Annotated in this window: 12 protein-coding genes; 5 read left to right on the top strand and 7 right to left on the bottom strand. The window is 47.8% G+C overall.

Going from position 1 to position 16,706, the window contains the following annotated elements:
- The first annotated feature begins 12 nt into the window (after positions 1–12).
- Positions 13–1,077: a M20 family metallo-hydrolase gene (locus tag OIM59_RS14815; RefSeq protein ID WP_299170060.1), complete on the top strand. Its 1,065-nt coding sequence runs from the start codon at positions 13–15 to the stop codon at positions 1,075–1,077.
- A 67-nt stretch (positions 1,078–1,144) separates the two neighbouring features.
- Here OIM59_RS14815 and OIM59_RS14820 read toward each other — a convergent pair whose 3' ends face one another.
- The 5 genes from OIM59_RS14820 to dut all read right to left on the bottom strand — a co-directional run bounded on the left by OIM59_RS14820 (position 1,145) and on the right by dut (position 9,726).
- Positions 1,145–4,960 (bottom strand): TIM-barrel domain-containing protein, encoded by a 3,816-nt coding sequence (locus OIM59_RS14820; RefSeq protein ID WP_303897452.1) that lies wholly within the window; start codon positions 4,958–4,960, stop codon positions 1,145–1,147.
- Positions 4,961–5,356: 396 nt separating this feature from the next.
- The gene (locus tag OIM59_RS14825; protein ID WP_299170058.1) at positions 5,357–6,664 is read right to left on the bottom strand and encodes a murein hydrolase activator EnvC; all 1,308 of its coding nucleotides are present in this window, start codon (positions 6,662–6,664) and stop codon (positions 5,357–5,359) included.
- On the bottom strand, positions 6,661–7,494 hold the full coding sequence (locus OIM59_RS14830; protein ID WP_303897456.1) for a DUF4292 domain-containing protein: 834 nt from the start codon (positions 7,492–7,494) through the stop codon (positions 6,661–6,663). The genes OIM59_RS14825 and OIM59_RS14830 overlap by 4 nt, the downstream gene beginning before the upstream one ends.
- The gene (locus tag OIM59_RS14835; RefSeq protein ID WP_303897459.1) at positions 7,491–9,278 is read right to left on the bottom strand and encodes a tetratricopeptide repeat protein; all 1,788 of its coding nucleotides are present in this window, start codon (positions 9,276–9,278) and stop codon (positions 7,491–7,493) included. The genes OIM59_RS14830 and OIM59_RS14835 overlap by 4 nt, the downstream gene beginning before the upstream one ends.
- Positions 9,279–9,291: 13 nt before the next feature.
- Entirely contained in the window at positions 9,292–9,726 is a 435-nt protein-coding gene (gene dut, locus OIM59_RS14840; RefSeq protein WP_072543602.1) for a dUTP diphosphatase, read from the bottom strand.
- A 140-nt stretch (positions 9,727–9,866) separates the two neighbouring features.
- Here dut and OIM59_RS14845 point away from each other — a divergent pair, with 140 nt between their 5' ends.
- On the top strand, positions 9,867–11,198 hold the full coding sequence (locus tag OIM59_RS14845) for a deoxyguanosinetriphosphate triphosphohydrolase (RefSeq protein ID WP_303897461.1): 1,332 nt from the start codon (positions 9,867–9,869) through the stop codon (positions 11,196–11,198).
- A 5-nt stretch (positions 11,199–11,203) separates the two neighbouring features.
- On the opposite strand, the gene OIM59_RS14850 is transcribed toward OIM59_RS14845, so the two are convergent.
- Together OIM59_RS14850 and OIM59_RS14855 are read right to left on the bottom strand one after the other, a co-directional pair.
- A complete protein-coding gene (locus OIM59_RS14850; protein ID WP_303897464.1) occupies positions 11,204–12,193 on the bottom strand; it encodes a GNAT family N-acetyltransferase in 990 nt (329 codons plus the stop codon).
- A gap of 24 nt (positions 12,194–12,217) precedes the next feature.
- Entirely contained in the window at positions 12,218–13,036 is an 819-nt protein-coding gene (locus tag OIM59_RS14855) for a 1-acyl-sn-glycerol-3-phosphate acyltransferase (RefSeq protein ID WP_299170054.1), read from the bottom strand.
- Between the two features lie 267 nt (positions 13,037–13,303).
- On the opposite strand from OIM59_RS14855, the gene rsmH reads away from it, so the two are divergent.
- The 3 genes from rsmH to OIM59_RS14870 are packed head-to-tail and all read left to right on the top strand — an operon-like array spanning position 13,304 to position 16,700.
- Positions 13,304–14,218 carry a 16S rRNA (cytosine(1402)-N(4))-methyltransferase RsmH gene (gene rsmH, locus OIM59_RS14860; RefSeq protein ID WP_299170053.1) on the top strand — a complete coding sequence of 305 codons (915 nt, stop codon included), beginning with the start codon at positions 13,304–13,306 and terminating at the stop codon, positions 14,216–14,218.
- A 2-nt stretch (positions 14,219–14,220) separates the two neighbouring features.
- The gene (locus tag OIM59_RS14865; RefSeq protein WP_299170052.1) at positions 14,221–14,580 is read left to right on the top strand and encodes an FtsL-like putative cell division protein; all 360 of its coding nucleotides are present in this window, start codon (positions 14,221–14,223) and stop codon (positions 14,578–14,580) included.
- Positions 14,577–16,700 carry a penicillin-binding protein gene (locus OIM59_RS14870; protein WP_303897468.1) on the top strand — a complete coding sequence of 708 codons (2,124 nt, stop codon included), beginning with the start codon at positions 14,577–14,579 and terminating at the stop codon, positions 16,698–16,700. Before OIM59_RS14865 ends, OIM59_RS14870 begins: the two co-directional genes overlap by 4 nt.
- The last annotated feature ends 6 nt before the right edge of the window (positions 16,701–16,706 follow it).

The following is a 16,706-nucleotide window of genomic DNA, read 5'->3' on the forward strand; positions in this document are numbered from 1 at the left end:
CAGGTAATATTTATGATAGATATAGGTTACTACACATCTGAAGCGCTGACTCTGCTGCATTCACTGATTGGAATTCCTTCTATCAGCCGGGAAGAAGAGGCAGCAGCCGACTTCCTGCAAAATTACATAGAAGAAACCGGTATCATGACCGGACGTTCCGGCAACAACATCTGGTGCATCAGCCCCATGTTCGATATCCAGAAACCTACCATCCTGCTGAATTCACACATTGATACCGTCAAACCGGTGAGCGGATGGAGAAAACAGCCGTTCACTCCCAAGAATGAGAACGGAAAACTCTACGGACTGGGAAGCAACGATGCGGGAGCCAGTTTGGTATCTCTTTTCCAGGTATATCGCTACCTCAGCATGACCACACAAAGCTATAACCTGATTTATCTGGCATCATGTGAAGAAGAGGTATCCGGGAAAAACGGAATTGAAAGCGTGCTCCATCAGCTTCCTCCCATTGCCTTGGGCGTGGTGGGAGAACCTACGGAAATGCACCCGGCCATCGCCGAAAAAGGATTGATGGTACTCGACGTGACGGCCCGCGGAAAATCCGGACATGCTGCCCGCAACGAGGGAGAAAATGCCATCTACAAAATCCTGCCGGACATCGAATGGTTCCGTACCTACCAGTTCCCAAAAGAATCTTCTTTACTGGGACCCGTCAAGATGAGCGTGACCCAGATTAATGCCGGCACACAGCACAACGTGATTCCGGACTTATGCAGCATGGTGGTCGACATCCGCAGCAACGAATGCTATTCCAATGAAGAACTGTTTGCCGAAATAGGGAAACACGTGCAAAGCGAAGTGAAGGCCCGCTCTTTTCGCCTCAACTCTTCCAGCATTCCGGCCGACCATCCTTTCGTGAAACGGGCTATCGAACTGGGAAAAACGCCATTCGGTTCTCCCACTCTGTCGGATCAGGCACTGATGCCTTTCCCCTCCGTCAAAATCGGTCCGGGAAAATCCTCCCGCTCACATACGGCCGACGAATATGTGCTGGTCAGCGAAATCGAAGAAGCAATTTCCATTTATGTGCAAATTCTGGATGGACTGAAAATTTAAGTTCCATACTCTCTATAAAAAAAAGTGATTCTCTCCAGTTATGGAAAGAATCACTTTTTTTATGGTATCAGAATTTCACGGTATTCATGTACTTGTCTACCAACATGCCGTCCAATACCTTCAAATCCAGCTTTTGTTTACGCTTTGCCTTAAACTTGATGGTCATCAGTTCTGCATCCCCTTCCAGGTAAGGCTTTTCTCCCGTATTTACGAACGTAGGATACAAGGCCTTCGTCCCGTTGGTGTGCAAGCGGTCGTTGGTCAGGTTGCGCATTTCCTTCATGCCTGTGGCCTCTATCCCTACATACTCCCACAGCTGCGGGTCATAAGGCAGTGCGAAACTGAGGGCATTGACAGAACGCAGTCCCTTACCGGATACCCGGATTTCCACTGTCTCCCCTTCATTGTACACTTTCTTTGAAGGAACTATCTGAATCTCTCCGGTCACTGCTGGTACCTGACGGCTGCTGACACCAGTCTCCAGTCGTACGGCTACGGCAGAAATGTCATACGCATCAATCAGGCCGTTACCGTTCAGGTCACCCTTGCCGATATATCCCTCAAAATCGGAATCCCCCCGGCGCAGACCTGTATAATTCATATAAGAAGTCAGGTCATTCTCGTCCACCAGTTTATCCTGATTGATGTCGCCCGGAATATAGCTTTCCGAACCCGGCACCTTGAATACATACAATTCACGACCGGAGCCATACTTACCTACGGCAGAGGTTACCGACAGCTTGAGATAGCGTGCGGTCGGATGTTCGGTAAAGACAAAGGTCTTCACGTCACTGCCCTTCCAGTCGAACGTACCGGCTTCGTGCCAGTTCGATTTGTCCATACTATAATATACCGTACCCTTACCCAGCGTACCGTTTCCGGCATCCAGACGAGGCAGGTATTCAAACCTGTCGAGCTGGTTCACACTGTTCAAATCCACAATCAAATCGAATGGAACGGCCTCGGCACTCCATTGCGTATGCCATGCATCCCCTTCATCAAAATTGAAGAGTTTGCTCACTTCCTGGCCTCCCTGGTTTGGACAAGTCGTTTCGCCCGTAATACCCCGGATGGCAAATTCCAGCGGATCGGGCTTCGTGGTGGCAGTGACAGTTGCCCAGTCGGATACACCCGAAGCATTCACCGCACGCACCTTAAATGTACAGGTCGTTTCCGGACGGAGATCTTCAAACAACAGTCGGGTATCCCGGATGGTACTATACAACATACCGTTGTACTCTATCTCATAATAATCGGCATGGTCCACCTTCTTCCAGGAAGGAGTCAGCGTATAAGCCCCGGTATTCTCTTCCGTGACCTGCGGTTCCGGACTGGCCAATGCCCCCTGGCTGACCCTCAGTTTTTCTGCTGGAGCAAACACATAACCTTTCACTTCCAGCGTCACTTCATTCCGTGTCACATCCACTGCTGCCAGTTTGACGTGCATCACCGGATTCTTCACCACCTGCACGCGGGCCATCTCACTGCCCGGAGTGGCAAAACGGTTCAACTCCGGAGCGGCTTCATAATAATATACATTTTCTCCCTTCTGCAATGCCTCCAAGGAAGACACCGGAGTCAGTTTCACTTTCTTTCCTCCGATATGTGCGGTCAGTTTCTTCGGCTGTGCCGTAACATTGAGGCGGAAATAAGTGGCCTTTTCCGTCACCATCCCTTCAAAATGTCCTTGCGAAGGTGCCACACTGACTTTCAGGTCTTCCCCTTCCCGCATCGAACGGATAAGAGTCGTCGCATACTGTCCGTTGCGATAGGCTTCGGAGACACCGTCGTCATCGTATTCCGTAAATTCCGTGTTTCCTGCCGGATACAGTTCATACGTACGGATGTCTTTCGCCATCTGAGCGACCTGATTGTGTGCGGCCGTCATGGGCAGAATAGCTCCCTGCTTCACGAACAACGGGAGTTTCCACAAGGGTGCGTCAAAACAGTTGATAACCCGTCCGCCCTCATACAAATCACCGGTGAAATAATCAATCCAGTTGCCTTCGGGCAGATAAATGCCGTGGCGCACATCGTTACCCTTCTCGTCGGCCTGTGTCTTCTGGTACACAGGAGCCACCAGAATAGAAGGTCCGTAAAGGAACTGATAACGAGTGGCCGTTCCCAGCGTATAGTCATTCGGATAATCCAGGAACATCGCCCGAATCATCGGCTTGCCATCCACTGCCTCATGCGCAATACTATATGTATAAGGCATAAACTCCGATTTCAGTTTAAGGTACCAGCGGTTAATGGAAGTAGCCGGTTCACCCAACGCCTGCGGATATTTGGGGTTCGCTCCCCATCCGTCCATGTTCAGTTGCATCGGCGTAAACGCTTTCCACTCGAAGTCACGCACGTTGACCGGAATGTTCTTCCCGCCGAAAATACCATCCATGTCGGAAGTGATGTTCGGCTGTCCCGACAATCCGGAACCGATATAAGTCGGGATATGGAAACGGATGTATTCCCACTCTCCTCCGGTCTGGTCGCCCGACCAGATACCGGCATAACGCTGTGTTCCGGCCCATCCGTCGAGTGAGATAATGAACGGACGTGCATTGTTGCCATAATAAGGCATGATACGGGCCACATCGGCCACCCCGTTCAAGCCGAACGAATAGCCGGCACCGACCCATGCCACATCGGTTTTCAACACCCGCACGCCGGCGTCACGCACTTCCTTGACAATGTCACGCTGCAACAGCGGTTCCACTCCTTCTTTGGAATGCAAATCCGACTGGGTCCACAAACCGATTTCCACTCCCTTCGCACGGGCATAATCACCCAGTTCCTTCAGGTTCTGGATGTTTCCGTCCAGTGTGGAAGTCTGTCCGTATCCGGCCCCATAGCCATCGTTCGGCAAAATCCATCCCAACGGCATATCGGCTGCCTCATAACGGTCGATGACCGCACGTGCAGAAAACTGATAGTTATTCTTCTCGCCATTCAGCGATTCCTTGATGCCGCCATTGTCTTTTTGGCTTTCCTTGTATTTCTTGCCATCCTCGAAAAGAATCCCTTTTTCGTCTTCTTTCCAATAGTCACGGTTGTAGGCATTCAAATGTCCTTCATAAAATCCAAACTTAGGCAGGAGCACCGGATTACCCGTCAGCTGATAAAAATCATTCAGCAGAGCGACCGGAGTTTCATCCACCATGAAAAACACATCCAAGTAATTTCCCTCGTGACTCAACGCCACCACACCTTTATCGGTTGCCCCGAAATCATATACTCCGGGACAGAAAGTATGCCACATCACTCCATAACCTTCCGTCGACCAATAAAAAGGTGTGGGAGAAGCCACCCCGCCGTCTGTCCATTGGTTCGTATTCAAGATATGAATCTTCTTGCCCTTATGGGAGAACCGGCCGTTCTGAACTCCTCCGCCGTAAAAATACTCTCCCTCCTGTGCCTTCAGGAAAAGACTGACCTGCTTCTCTGTGAAATCCGCCGGACGAATAGCTTCTGCCACCACTTTCTGGCGCGCCTTATCCGTAATCTTGAACAGCATGGTGCGCTTGTCCATCTCTACCTCAATCCGGCTGGTAGCCACTGTAATAACTCCATCCTTGTCTGTCAAGGAAAGTTTTCCTACCTCCTGACGCGGATTATTCACTAAAATCTGGGCTTCAGGTACTGCTTCCGGATTACGGACAATGCCTCCCTTATTGTCCTGAAACAAGCGGAAAATATTTTCGCCATAAAAATCGAGTGTCATACGCTGTTGATTGGAAAAAACAATTTCTACAGCCGTCGGATTCAACACGCTGGCACTGCAAATGGTCACTTCAGTTTGCGGACCTGCCCACATGGGAAAAGGTGCAGTAAGCAAACTGCCGAACATACAGAAAGTCAAAACAGAATAATGCTTCAGTTTCATAATATGAATGCGGTTAATGATTTTCAGATTCTTTCCACCGTCTTTCTCAGACTCGCAATGAAAAGCGTACGAATGTATGACTATTTATTGAAGTAAAAAAGGAAATCCCTCAAGCATTTTTCATTTTATTATTTATCTTCCAATGAAAACGAATATAATTTATTATGTAAGTACAATTTCTCTGTTCCACAGTGTGGGATACATAAACCACACTGTGAAATACATAAACCACACTGTGGGATATAAATCCCAAAGTGTGAAACAAAGAAATTATCAGGCCAAAGAGAAGGATTCATACTTGTCCCGAAAACTTTGTGGCACGGTATTTCCACAAAAAAGGCCTCAGGCAGCACAGCCACCTGAAGCCCTTTCTTATAAATCAAAACAGGAATACTTTTAGCGATGTAGCCAGAGTTCCGGATTCAGTTTCACCGTCTCCTTTCGGAGCTGGAAGTGCAGAATGGTTTCTCCTTCGGCATTGGTATGCACTTCGCCCAGCACATCACGGGCACGTACCAGACTCCCTTTCTTCACGCGTACCGTCGACAGGTTGCAATACACCGAAATATAACTTCCATGGCGTACCAGCACATTGGTCAGCCCGTTGTATTGGAAGACAGCCGACACCTCACCATCAAAAATGACCCGTGCATTGGCCCCAGCCTTTCCCTTGATATCGATTCCTTTATTGTCCAGTTTCACATTACGAAGTCCTTTCACCTGATATTGGCCGTAATGTCCGACCACTACATAAGGGCCGGTTATCGGTACCGGAAGGATACCTTTGTTTTTCTCAAAAACGCTGGACAACCGTCGGTCTTCCGAATCTACTTTATAGGCTTCCAGTTTCTCCACAGGTGCCTTGACCGTTTTCGTTTCCGTGGAAGAAGTTTCAGACGTACCTTTTGCTGCTTCCACCTTTTTCCGGGCTTCCTCTGCTTTCCGTCGTGCTTCCTCTTCCGCACGTTTACGGGCCTTTTCTATTTCCTCCTCAATCAAACGGTCAATCTGGGCATTCAGCTTATCGGCCGAACGGCGTTGTTTGGCCAGCTCCGACTGGATGCTGCGCTGCTTCTTCTGCAAACCCGAGAGGATTTGTTTGCGCTCCTGCTCCTGCGCTACCAGCTTGGCCTTTTCAGCCTCTCCCTGCTTCAACAAGTCCTCTTTGGCTTTCCGGCTGTTTCTCAACGAGGCAGCCTTATCCGTCACCTGTTTCTGCTTCCGCTGTACCTGAATGCCCTGTACGCGCTGGTAGTCCGCATATTCACGTACATACCGCATGCGACGGTACATTTGCCCGAAATTCTCGGCCGAAAAAATGAACATCAACTTGTCCTGTATGGATTTGTTCCGGTAAAGATATTTCACAGACTGCTCATACTTCTGACGTTTCTCAGACAGTTCTTTCTGAAGCCGTTTCAAGTCCTGCTCCAGCCGATTGATTTCCTGCTGGATACTGTTCACATCATTTTCAATGGTCTGGATATATTTCTGACGCTCCTCTATCTGTCCGGAAATCAGTGCCAGATTACCCAACTGGCTTTTTACGTCCTTCTTGGTGGACTGCAACAGCGTTTCCGACTCGGCAATCTGCTGCTTCAGCTCATTCCGCTGCTGCTCCAGCTGCTGAATCTTGCGCGTAGTCTGCGCAAAAAGTGTCCACGCGCTCAGACAAATACAGAATAAAACTATCAGACGTTTCATTTTCCTAACCACATTTTCAGCAATGTTGCCAGTTCCATTTTCTTATACTTGGAAGATAACTCCGTACGGGTCTCCCAGTCTTCATTGACAGACATCCGCGAAAGGCGCATGTCTAGACTGTATCCTTTCCCGGCACCCTGCAGTTCCGCCAGAATATGTTGAGGGAAATATCCCGACCCCAGCTTGCTAAAATCTCCATACGTCCATTTCAAGGCATAAGCTGTACCCTGTAAAAAAACAGAAGTGGTTTCCAGCCAACCCTTATCGGCCGTAGTCCAGAAACGATACGCCAAACGCTTGCTGTCCTTCACCTCCCACAACGCACGCGTTCCCTCTGCGGTCATCCGGAAACGGGGCAGGTCGGCCACTTCCACCTGTTCTTTTCCAGGCAGGAAAATCTCATTCAAGAACAACGACTGCAACACATTAAAACTCAAATCCAAGTTGGTCATGCGGTTCAATTCAACGAAAGAAAGTTCCACATACTGCTTGTGAAGACGGTCGACCGCCAGAATACGCTCGGGAGAAATCTCCAGCCGCGCCACTTCAATGCCCAGCAGAGGAGCCACCGACAACTGTATCACCTCGCCTTTTTTCATCCGGAGCGTAGCCGACAACTTCGTATTCTTGCTACTCCCTGTCTGCAAATTCAAGGCTACTTTTCCCGTCACACAATTCCAGTGGGGGAAATTAGCAACCACCTTTTCCTGATATTCCTCCCCTTTCAGCCCCCCAATCATCGGACTCCGTTCCGTATGACGTGAGGTACTACACGCCGAGAGTATTCCTACCAGGCATATCACATATAACCAATGCACCAACCGTTTCATTCCTCAATGTATTTTTTCAATGCGATTTTACGTTTCAAGCGTTTCAACTCGGCTTCCGTACGGGGAGTAGCCCCATCCTCTTCTTTATTCTCCATGCTGTCGGCCTTCTTCCAGTACTCCAACGCCTTGTCTTTCTCGCCCAACATATAGTAAATGTCCCCGCAATGCTCCACAATGACCTGGCTGCTGTCGCCTCCATTCTTCATGGCCTGATCTATATAAATCCGGGCCTCGGTATAACGCTTCTTTTCAAACAAAATCCAAGCGTAAGTATCCAGGTACGTGGAATTTTCCGGTTCCGCCTTCACCGTCTTGTAGCTCATTTCCTCCGCCTTGTCCAGGTGCGTCCGCTCCACAGACAGATAATAGGCATAATTGTTGAGCGTACCGATGTTGTTCGGGTTGTAAACCAACGAAGAGTCATAAGCCGCATACGCTTCTGCCTTCATCTCCTTGGAATGATACAAATCGCCCAAGATGGCATAGAAATCGGATACGATATTCTTGTCACTCTTTTCGTTGACCTGTTTCAAGCCTTTCTGAAATATTTCCATCGCCTTGTCCGTCTCCTCTTTCTGATAATGAGCCAGACCGAGATAATAATAAAACTCCATCGCATCCAGATTATACTGGAGGGCCGGAGTCGCCACACGAATCACCTCATCCAGGTCATTGTCACGGATGGCGTAGCTCAACAGCTGCAGACGGGCCGGTTTGTTTTCCGGGTCGAGCGACAACACCTGATTCAGCACCGGCACAGACTCCTTCTCCATGTGCTTGGTAATCATATATTGCGCACAGAGCATCGACAAATCAGCATTCTGTTGCGGACGGACCAGGATATTCTTAAACAAGGCCACAATCTGGGTACTGTCCTTCGTGGTCTGTTCAGACTGCAGAATCAGCTGGCGCATAATGCTCATCTTGGTATCCGACTCCACGTTGTCGTTCAGCAGAATCGTATCAAGCTGCTGCTGGTACAGGCTGTCCTGCCCCAGCTGCTTGTAGTAGGAAGCCATGGACAGCAGCGCCGGCGCGTAGCCCGGTTCTTCCTTCAAAATCTGCTGATAAACCGCATACGCCTCATCAGGCTTATTATTGTTCAGGTACACATCCCCCAGAATCGTCTGGTAGCGCAAGTCATAGGGATACTCTTTCGAGAGGCTCTCAATCTCGTTAAAAGCCTGCTCCTGATTGTCCATCAGCAAGTACATCCGGAACTTCTCCATACTGATTTGCTCGGACTTTCCATCCAGTTCTTCCAGACGGTTCAACACCGTAATCGCCTGGTCATAACTCTTGGTTTGATTATACAAATCCACCAGCGCCATAAGCGGTTCCAGGCGGGAAGGGAACTGATGTGCCATATCGTCGTACACGGCAATGGCCTTGGGCCAGTCGCGTTTCTGCTGATAATAGGCAGCCAGCGTCTGCTTGTACCAGAAATTCGATTCATCTGCGCGAACCGCCTTCTTCAAGGCTTCTTCTCCCTTCTTTTCCTGTCCCAGCACCATATAAAACCGAGAAATGTCATACAAGGCCGGGGCCGAATTAGGATAAATGTCCAGACAATGTTTATAGAGTTCGAAGGCCGCGTCGTAATCGCCCTTCTGTTTCAGCCGTACCGCCTCCAAAAAGAAATAATCATACTTCCTACGCTGTTCGTAGGATAAAGTATCCTGTTCTTCATTCGCCAGATTCCGCTTGGACGCATGCTGCCTCCCTGTCGTCCCGCAGGCGACAAACAGCAAAACCATTCCGATGATTCCTATTATCTTTCTCATAATCACCTAAGGTTTATACCGTTCCCGTGTGGCCGAATCCACCTGCCCCACGTTCTGTTTCATCCAATACTTCCACTTCTTCCCACTCGGCCTGTTCATGCCGGGCAATGACCATCTGGGCGATGCGCTCCCCGTCTTCTATCACGAACTCCTCGGACGACAGGTTCACCAGTATCACATTGATTTCTCCCCGATAGTCGGCATCAATCGTCCCCGGAGAATTCAACACAGTGATTCCTTTCTTAATAGCCAGTCCGCTACGGGGACGCACTTGTGCCTCATACCCTTTCGGCAAAGCGAGAAACAAGCCGGTCGGTACCAGGCAACGCTGCAAAGGTTTCAACACGATAGGTGTACTCAGATTGGCACGAAGGTCTACCCCCGCCGACTGTGGGGTGGCATATTGCGGCAACGGATGCCGTGAAGTATTTATAATCTGTATTTTCATCTTATTTTATACCCTTTATGAAGTTGCGAAGTTACACAATCCACCGAATTAATAGTTATGTTTACCATTTTTTTATATTTTTGCACTTAACTTTTAGAGCTTCTTTAAAATTAAATATCACACCACAAAGGAGTTACACCATGAACTGGGAACAATTGCTATCCAATAAAAGATTCGGACTGGAGAACCTCCACGCATACCGAAAAGAAGACCGGACAGAATTCCAACGCGACTACGACCGTCTGATTTTCTCCGCTCCCTTCCGTCGGCTGCAGAACAAGACACAGGTATTCCCGCTTCCGGGAAGCATCTTCGTACATAACCGACTGACCCACAGCCTGGAAGTGTCCTGCGTAGGCCGTTCTTTGGGAAACAAGATTTCAACGGAACTGCTGAAACTTCATCCGGAATTACATCATACCCACATCTCGGAGATAGGATCTATCGTGGCCGCGGCCTGTCTGGCACACGACCTGGGGAATCCTCCCTTCGGGCATTCCGGAGAAAAAGCCATCGGCACTTATTTTTCGGAAGGGAAGGGACGCATGTTGCAAAATGCATTCTCCCCTCAGGAATGGGATGACTTCACCCACTTTGAAGGCAATGCCAATGCCTTCCGCCTGCTGACCCACCAGTTCCAAGGAAGACGTCCCGGAGGTTTTGTCCTGACCTACGCCACACTGGCCTCTATCGTGAAATATCCGTTCTCCTCCCAACTGGCCGGAAGCAAGCAGAAATTCGGATTTTTTCTTAGTGAAGAAGCCGGTTTCTGTAAAATCGCACACGAACTGGGGCTTAAGCAAATAAGTCGGGAGGGAGAACCTCTGAGATTCTGCCGTCACCCGCTGGTCTATCTGGTGGAAGCCGCCGACGACATCTGCTACCAGATGATGGACATCGAAGACGCACATAAACTGAAGATTCTGACAACTCAGGAGACCAAGGAACTGTATCTCCGATTCTTCGCGCCTGAGAAAATGGAGCACATACAGTCTATCTGCAAAATGGTGGACGACACCAACGAACAGATTGCCTACCTGCGTTCATCGGCCATCGGAGTGTTAATCAACGAGTGTGTACGTACATTTATTGAAAATGAGAAAACGATTCTGGAAGGAACTTTCCAAGGGACACTGATTCAGCAACTGAGTCCGCGGGTCAGGGATGCCTACAAGCACTGTTCGCATACAGCCTTCGAAAAAATCTACTGTTCCAAGGATGTGGTAGACATTGAACTGGCCGGTTATCAGGTCATTACCACCCTCATCGACCTGATGATTGAAGCCGTACGCTATCCTGAAAAAGCCTACTCGCAACTCCTGATCAACCGTGTGTCCAGCCAGTATTATATCCAGGCACCGACCTTATATGAAAAAATACAGGCTGTACTCGATTACATTTCCGGAATGACCGACGTCTATGCCCTCGACCTGTACCGGAAAATAAACGGGAACAGCCTGCCTGCTCTATAAGAAATTTATTTATGTATCTTGTTGACTACCGGATTGGCCCCAGAAGTTATCTGCAGGGCTTCCGGATGCTCACGCAGGTAAGATTCGATGTGACGGACACGCTTTTCCTCCAGAATCTCATCTACCGCAATCAGGATACCGGTTTCTTCCACATCGCCAAAACCGTCGTTGATAGCCGTACCAAACATACGCATGGTAGGCGACAGACTCATATACGCATTGACCAACGGCGGAATATTGTAGCCAAGCTTGCGCACTTCCGTGTTCAGCACCTTATAATCTTCCTTGAAAGTATCGTAACAGAATATCTTTTCAAGCACTTTCGGGTCTGTTTCAATCTGCAACGGCTGCATCGGCGTAATCAACTGGTCTTTGTCACTGAAATGTTTTTTCAGGAAATAGAGAATCATGTCACGGCCCAGACGGTTGTAGCTAGGATACATGGTCATCTTGCCAAAGAAATATTTTACCTGAGGCATGATTACCGTCAAGGCTCCCAGTCCATCCCATAAGTTGTCCAACGCAAACAGCCCTTTTGAGCCCGCACGGGTGGACTGATACTCCAACGTCACAAAGGAACGCCCCAATTCAATCGTCGTAGGCAAGTAGTCTTTCAGGAACTTTTCCGAGAAGTTAAACATGTGGGCAGTGGCCAGCACCGGTTTTCCTTCGGCATCAAACTCCACTTCATCCCCCAACAGGTAACGGTAGCCTCCCAAAATTTCCTCGGCCTCCGGATTCCAGACAATCAGCTGCTGGTAAGGATTTTCCATCAAATCATATTCATCAAGGTCCATCGATTTTCCCGTACCTCCTCCGGCTGCCCGGAAAGCAATTTCACGCAAACGACCGATTTCTTTCAATACATTCGGAGCGTTTTTCCAAGTAATAATATAAATCTCGTTGTTGCTCTTATTCGTGAATCTCAAGCGTTTGTCTTCCGTCAGTTCCGATTTGAGAACTTCCTTGTCAATCGGAGCAATAATATCTTCCATAATCTCTATGATTAAATCGTATTTTCACAGTTTATAAACTAACTCTCTTACATAATCCGCCCACTCCACCGATGACCTCGACTTATCGAACGTCTGCCATGGAATTGGTTTTCCTATTGTCACTTTAAATGTCTTATGACGATTCTTGAACATTTCATCTGCCAGATACAGCATGGCTATATTAAACTTAATCCCCAAGAACTTACACGCATTGGCCAGGTTGTAAAAGAAATTGGAATTACGCCCGTCAAAATGAACAGGCACTACATCCCGATGTGTTTCCACACTCTTGGTAACAAATGTCTTTTTCCATGGCAAATCTTTGATAACTCCTTTCTGCCTTCTGGAACAAATTCCGGCCGGGAACATAATGATGTGGGAATCTGAATGGAAACCGGCTTCCACCATCCGAGGGAAATCACGCGACTGGGCACCGGTCTTATTGATAGGGATACATAAAGGAGCCAAGCCATGAAGATTCATCAGCAAATCATTCACCAGGTATTTGATACGGCCGTCGTAATGCTTTCCTAAAATATATCCTAGAGCTATTCCGTCTTGTCCGCCCAACGGATGGTTGGAGACAAACGTACACAGACGGTCAGACGGAAGATTTTCCATTCCGCTCACTTCCAGCTTAATATCCAGAAATTCCATGCAAGCCTCCAGAAAATCCACTCCAGTCTTATCGGATACGCTTTTCAAGAAAGGATTAATCTCATCCTGATGTACAATACGTTTCAAGTACGACACCAGAAAACGCGGTATTCTGTCGGCTTTCTTGCCCGCCTTATCCCTTAATACTTTATCAATGTCAATTAAAAATATGGAATTTTCACCCATTCTACAAAAGTTTACCTTGCAAAAGTAACGTATCTTTTGAAACGAGATTCATTTTACCACAAAAAATACACTTATACACACAAAAAAAATTTCTTCTCCCCCGAATCTGCATACAAACTGGAAACACATCTGAAAAATATCCAGCCCTTAAACAACCTGTTGATAACTTCTTTAAATTTTCTCTTGGAAACATAGTGCTCGATTCTATGGAAATATCTAATTTTACAGCTTGAATATATAATAAGGTGAATTTATAATCAAAACCGCATGGAACAGACTGAACAGACATATCACGTACCTGTATTATTACACGAAAGTATCGAAGGCATGCACATCCATCCCAAAGGTATTTACGTGGACGTAACCTTCGGAGGAGGAGGACACTCCAAAGAAATCTTACGCCAGATGGACAGCGACAGCAGGCTGTTCAGCTTTGACCAAGACCCGGATGCAGAAAAGAACATTGTCAACGACCAGCGGTTCACCTTCGTCAGAAGCAATTTCCGCTATCTGCACAATTTCCTCCGTTATTACGGAGTAGAGAAGGTGGATGCCATTTTAGCGGATTTAGGCGTTTCGTCACATCATTTTGACGATTCGGAAAGGGGCTTTTCCTTCCGCTTCGACGGAAAACTGGACATGCGCATGAACAAACGGGCTGGCATCACTGCCGCCGAGATTGTCAACACTTATGAAGAAGAAAGACTAGCCAATGTGTTCTACTTGTACGGCGAGCTGAAAAACAGCAGAAAGCTGGCCTCTGTACTTGTAAAAGCCAGAACAGCCAAACCCATAGAAACCATTGGAGAGTTCATCGATACCATCAAGCCCTTGTATGGGAAAGAAAGGGAAAAGAAAGAGCTGGCCAAAGTGTTTCAGGCTCTCCGAATAGAAGTGAATCAGGAAATGGAAGCCTTGAAAGAAATGCTTTATGCCGCCACCGAGGCACTGAAACCCGGAGGACGGCTTGTAGTAATCACGTATCATTCACTGGAAGACCGTATGGTGAAAAACATCATGAAAACGGGTAACGTGGAAGGTAAAGCGGAACAAGACTTTTTCGGGAACGTACAAACCCCATTCAAGCTCATAAACAACAAAGTAATCACTCCCTGCGAAGACGAGGTGCAACGCAATCCGCGTTCACGCAGTGCCAAACTAAGAATTGCAGAAAAGAAATGACAATGGAACCGCAAGAAAACAACATTCCGCAAGAAACTCCGCACATCACGTGGAGAAGCATCCTGGGAGGAGAAGTGCTGGTGCACTTGATGAAAAAACAGGCTAACCTGATTATCCTGATTATGATTCTGGTAATCCTGTACATAGACAACCGCTATTCAAGCCAGCAGGAAATGATTGAAATAGACCGTCTTAAAAAAGAACTGATTGATACTAAATACGATGCACTGACCATTTCTTCAGAGCTGACGGAAAGAAGCCGCCAGTCACGCATCGAAGAATATATTTCTTCAGAGGGTACACCTCTGGAGACAGCCTCTACTCCACCCTATCTAATCAAAAAGGAGGATCTTGAAAAATGATACCCGGACAGAAAAATATCATCTTACGCTATACGCTCATTGTATTCGTCATGGCATTACTAGCCATTGCAATCATTGCAAAGGCCGCCATCATTATGTTTGCAGAGCGGCAATACTGGAAAGATGTGGCCGACCGTTTTGTGAAAGAAAACGTCGTGGTACATCCCACGAGAGGGAACATCATCTCGGCCGACGGCAAACTCATGGCCAGCAGCCTGCCTGAATACAAAATCTACATGGACTTCAAGGCCGGAGGTGAGAAGAAGGACACCATGCTGATGAATCACCTGACAGAAATCTGCGAAGGCCTACACCAGATTTTTCCGGACAAAAGCGTAAAGGAGTTCCGCCAGCACATTCTAAAGGGAAGACGACTGAAAAGCCGAAACTATCTTCTTTACCCACGACGTATCTCCTACATCGAATACAAAGAAGCGAAGCAACTGCCGGTATTTAACCTCAGCAAATATAAAGGAGGATTCCATGAACTGGCATTCAACCAACGGAAAAAGCCCTTTGGCTCACTGGCGGCACGTACATTGGGGGACATGTATCCCGACATGGAATTAGGAGCCAAAAATGGAATTGAGCTTACATACGATTCCATCCTTCGCGGGCAAGACGGTATCACTCATCGCCAAAAGGTGATGAACAAATACCTGAACATCATTGACAAACCTGCGGTAGACGGCTGTGATGTCATTACCACAATTGATGTGGACATGCAGGATATTGCAGAGAAGGCTCTCGTAGACCAATTGAAGACCCTCAACGCGGTGTTCGGGGTAGCCATCGTGATGGATGTGGCTACCGGAGAGGTAAAAGCCAACGTAAATATGACACAGGCTGGCGACGGCAATTATTATGAAATGAGAAATACGGCAGTCAGCAACTTGATGGAACCGGGATCTACTTTCAAGACCGCTTCTATCATGGTAGCCTTGGAAGATAAATATATCACTCCGGACTATATGGTGGATACGGGCAACGGTGTGGTCAACATGCACGGAAGCAACATGAAGGACTGGAACTGGTACAAAGGCGGGTATGGAGAAATAGATGTGACCCGCATCATGGAAGTGTCGTCCAACGTGGGTGTTTCTACTATCATCGATAAATTCTACGGCCAGAATCCCCAGAAATTCATCGATGGGCTGAGAAGAATGAGCATCGACAAACCTCTAAACCTGGGGTTTGCGGGAGAAGCAAGTCCGCGCATACTGGGACCTAAAGAGCGGTATTTTGCCAAGACAACCCTCCCGTGGATGAGCATAGGCTACGAAACAATGATTCCTCCTATTTATATATTGAACTTTTACAATGCCATCGCCAATAACGGAACCATGGTAAAGCCCAAATTTGTAAAAGCAATTTCCAAGAACGGTGAAATCATCAAAGAATATCCGACGGAGATAGTCAATCCTAAAATCTGTTCCGATACCACGCTTACCATGATCCAGGGTATTTTACGGAAAGTGGTTTCGGAAGGATTGGCCAAACCGGCCGGAAGCAAACAATTCAATGTCTCCGGTAAGACCGGAACGGCCCAGATTTCCCAAGGAAAAGCTGGATACAAGGCAGGAGGCGTAAGCTATCTGGTCAGCTTCTGCGGATATTTCCCTTCAGAGGCTCCCAAATACAGCTGCCTGGTATCCATACAGATTCCACATGGCCCTGCCTCCGGTGGCTTGCAGGCGGGTAGCGTGTTCAGCCGGATAGCCGAACGCATTTATGCCAAGCATTTGTATCAAAATCTGGCTTCGGCCAAAGATTCTACCTCCATATTCGTCCCTCATGTGAAAAACGGGGACTTATGCGAAGCTTCTTACGTACTGAGAAGTCTGGATATCAAAAGCAACAGCGCCAGTATCCCCGTCGGCAATTCACCCGTTTGGGGAAGAGCTAACTGTAGTGACACTTATGCGGAACTGAAAAAATTACATACGGATAAGAATCTGGTTCCCAATGTAAGAGGAATGGGGGCCAAGGACGCTGTATATCTGCTGGAAAGCAAAGGACTCAGAGTCCGTCTATCCGGCACAGGAAAAGTAACGAAACAAAGCCTCAACGCTGGCTCTTATTTACATAAAGGACAAACAATTACATTAACATTAGACTAAAAAGAG

It is taken from the genome of Bacteroides mediterraneensis, assembly GCF_025993685.1.
In the GTDB taxonomy this organism is placed as follows: domain Bacteria; phylum Bacteroidota; class Bacteroidia; order Bacteroidales; family Bacteroidaceae; genus Phocaeicola; species Phocaeicola mediterraneensis_A.

What these genes read in the sequence shown, in the direction of transcription:
- OIM59_RS14865 (WP_299170052.1), top strand. Translation starts at nt 14,221, where the DNA reads ATGGAACCGCAAGAAAACAACATTCCGCAAGAAACTCCGCACATCACG.
- OIM59_RS14845 (WP_303897461.1), top strand. Translation starts at nt 9,867, where the DNA reads ATGAACTGGGAACAATTGCTATCCAATAAAAGATTCGGACTGGAGAAC.
- rsmH (WP_299170053.1), top strand. Translation starts at nt 13,304, where the DNA reads ATGGAACAGACTGAACAGACATATCACGTACCTGTATTATTACACGAA.
- OIM59_RS14850 (WP_303897464.1), bottom strand. Translation starts at nt 12,193, where the DNA reads ATGGAAGATATTATTGCTCCGATTGACAAGGAAGTTCTCAAATCGGAA.
- OIM59_RS14835 (WP_303897459.1), bottom strand. Translation starts at nt 9,278, where the DNA reads ATGAGAAAGATAATAGGAATCATCGGAATGGTTTTGCTGTTTGTCGCC.
- OIM59_RS14855 (WP_299170054.1), bottom strand. Translation starts at nt 13,036, where the DNA reads ATGGGTGAAAATTCCATATTTTTAATTGACATTGATAAAGTATTAAGG.
- OIM59_RS14820 (WP_303897452.1), bottom strand. Translation starts at nt 4,960, where the DNA reads ATGAAACTGAAGCATTATTCTGTTTTGACTTTCTGTATGTTCGGCAGT.
- OIM59_RS14815 (WP_299170060.1), top strand. Translation starts at nt 13, where the DNA reads ATGATAGATATAGGTTACTACACATCTGAAGCGCTGACTCTGCTGCAT.
- OIM59_RS14825 (WP_299170058.1), bottom strand. Translation starts at nt 6,664, where the DNA reads ATGAAACGTCTGATAGTTTTATTCTGTATTTGTCTGAGCGCGTGGACA.
- OIM59_RS14830 (WP_303897456.1), bottom strand. Translation starts at nt 7,494, where the DNA reads ATGAAACGGTTGGTGCATTGGTTATATGTGATATGCCTGGTAGGAATA.
- dut (WP_072543602.1), bottom strand. Translation starts at nt 9,726, where the DNA reads ATGAAAATACAGATTATAAATACTTCACGGCATCCGTTGCCGCAATAT.
- OIM59_RS14870 (WP_303897468.1), top strand. Translation starts at nt 14,577, where the DNA reads ATGATACCCGGACAGAAAAATATCATCTTACGCTATACGCTCATTGTA.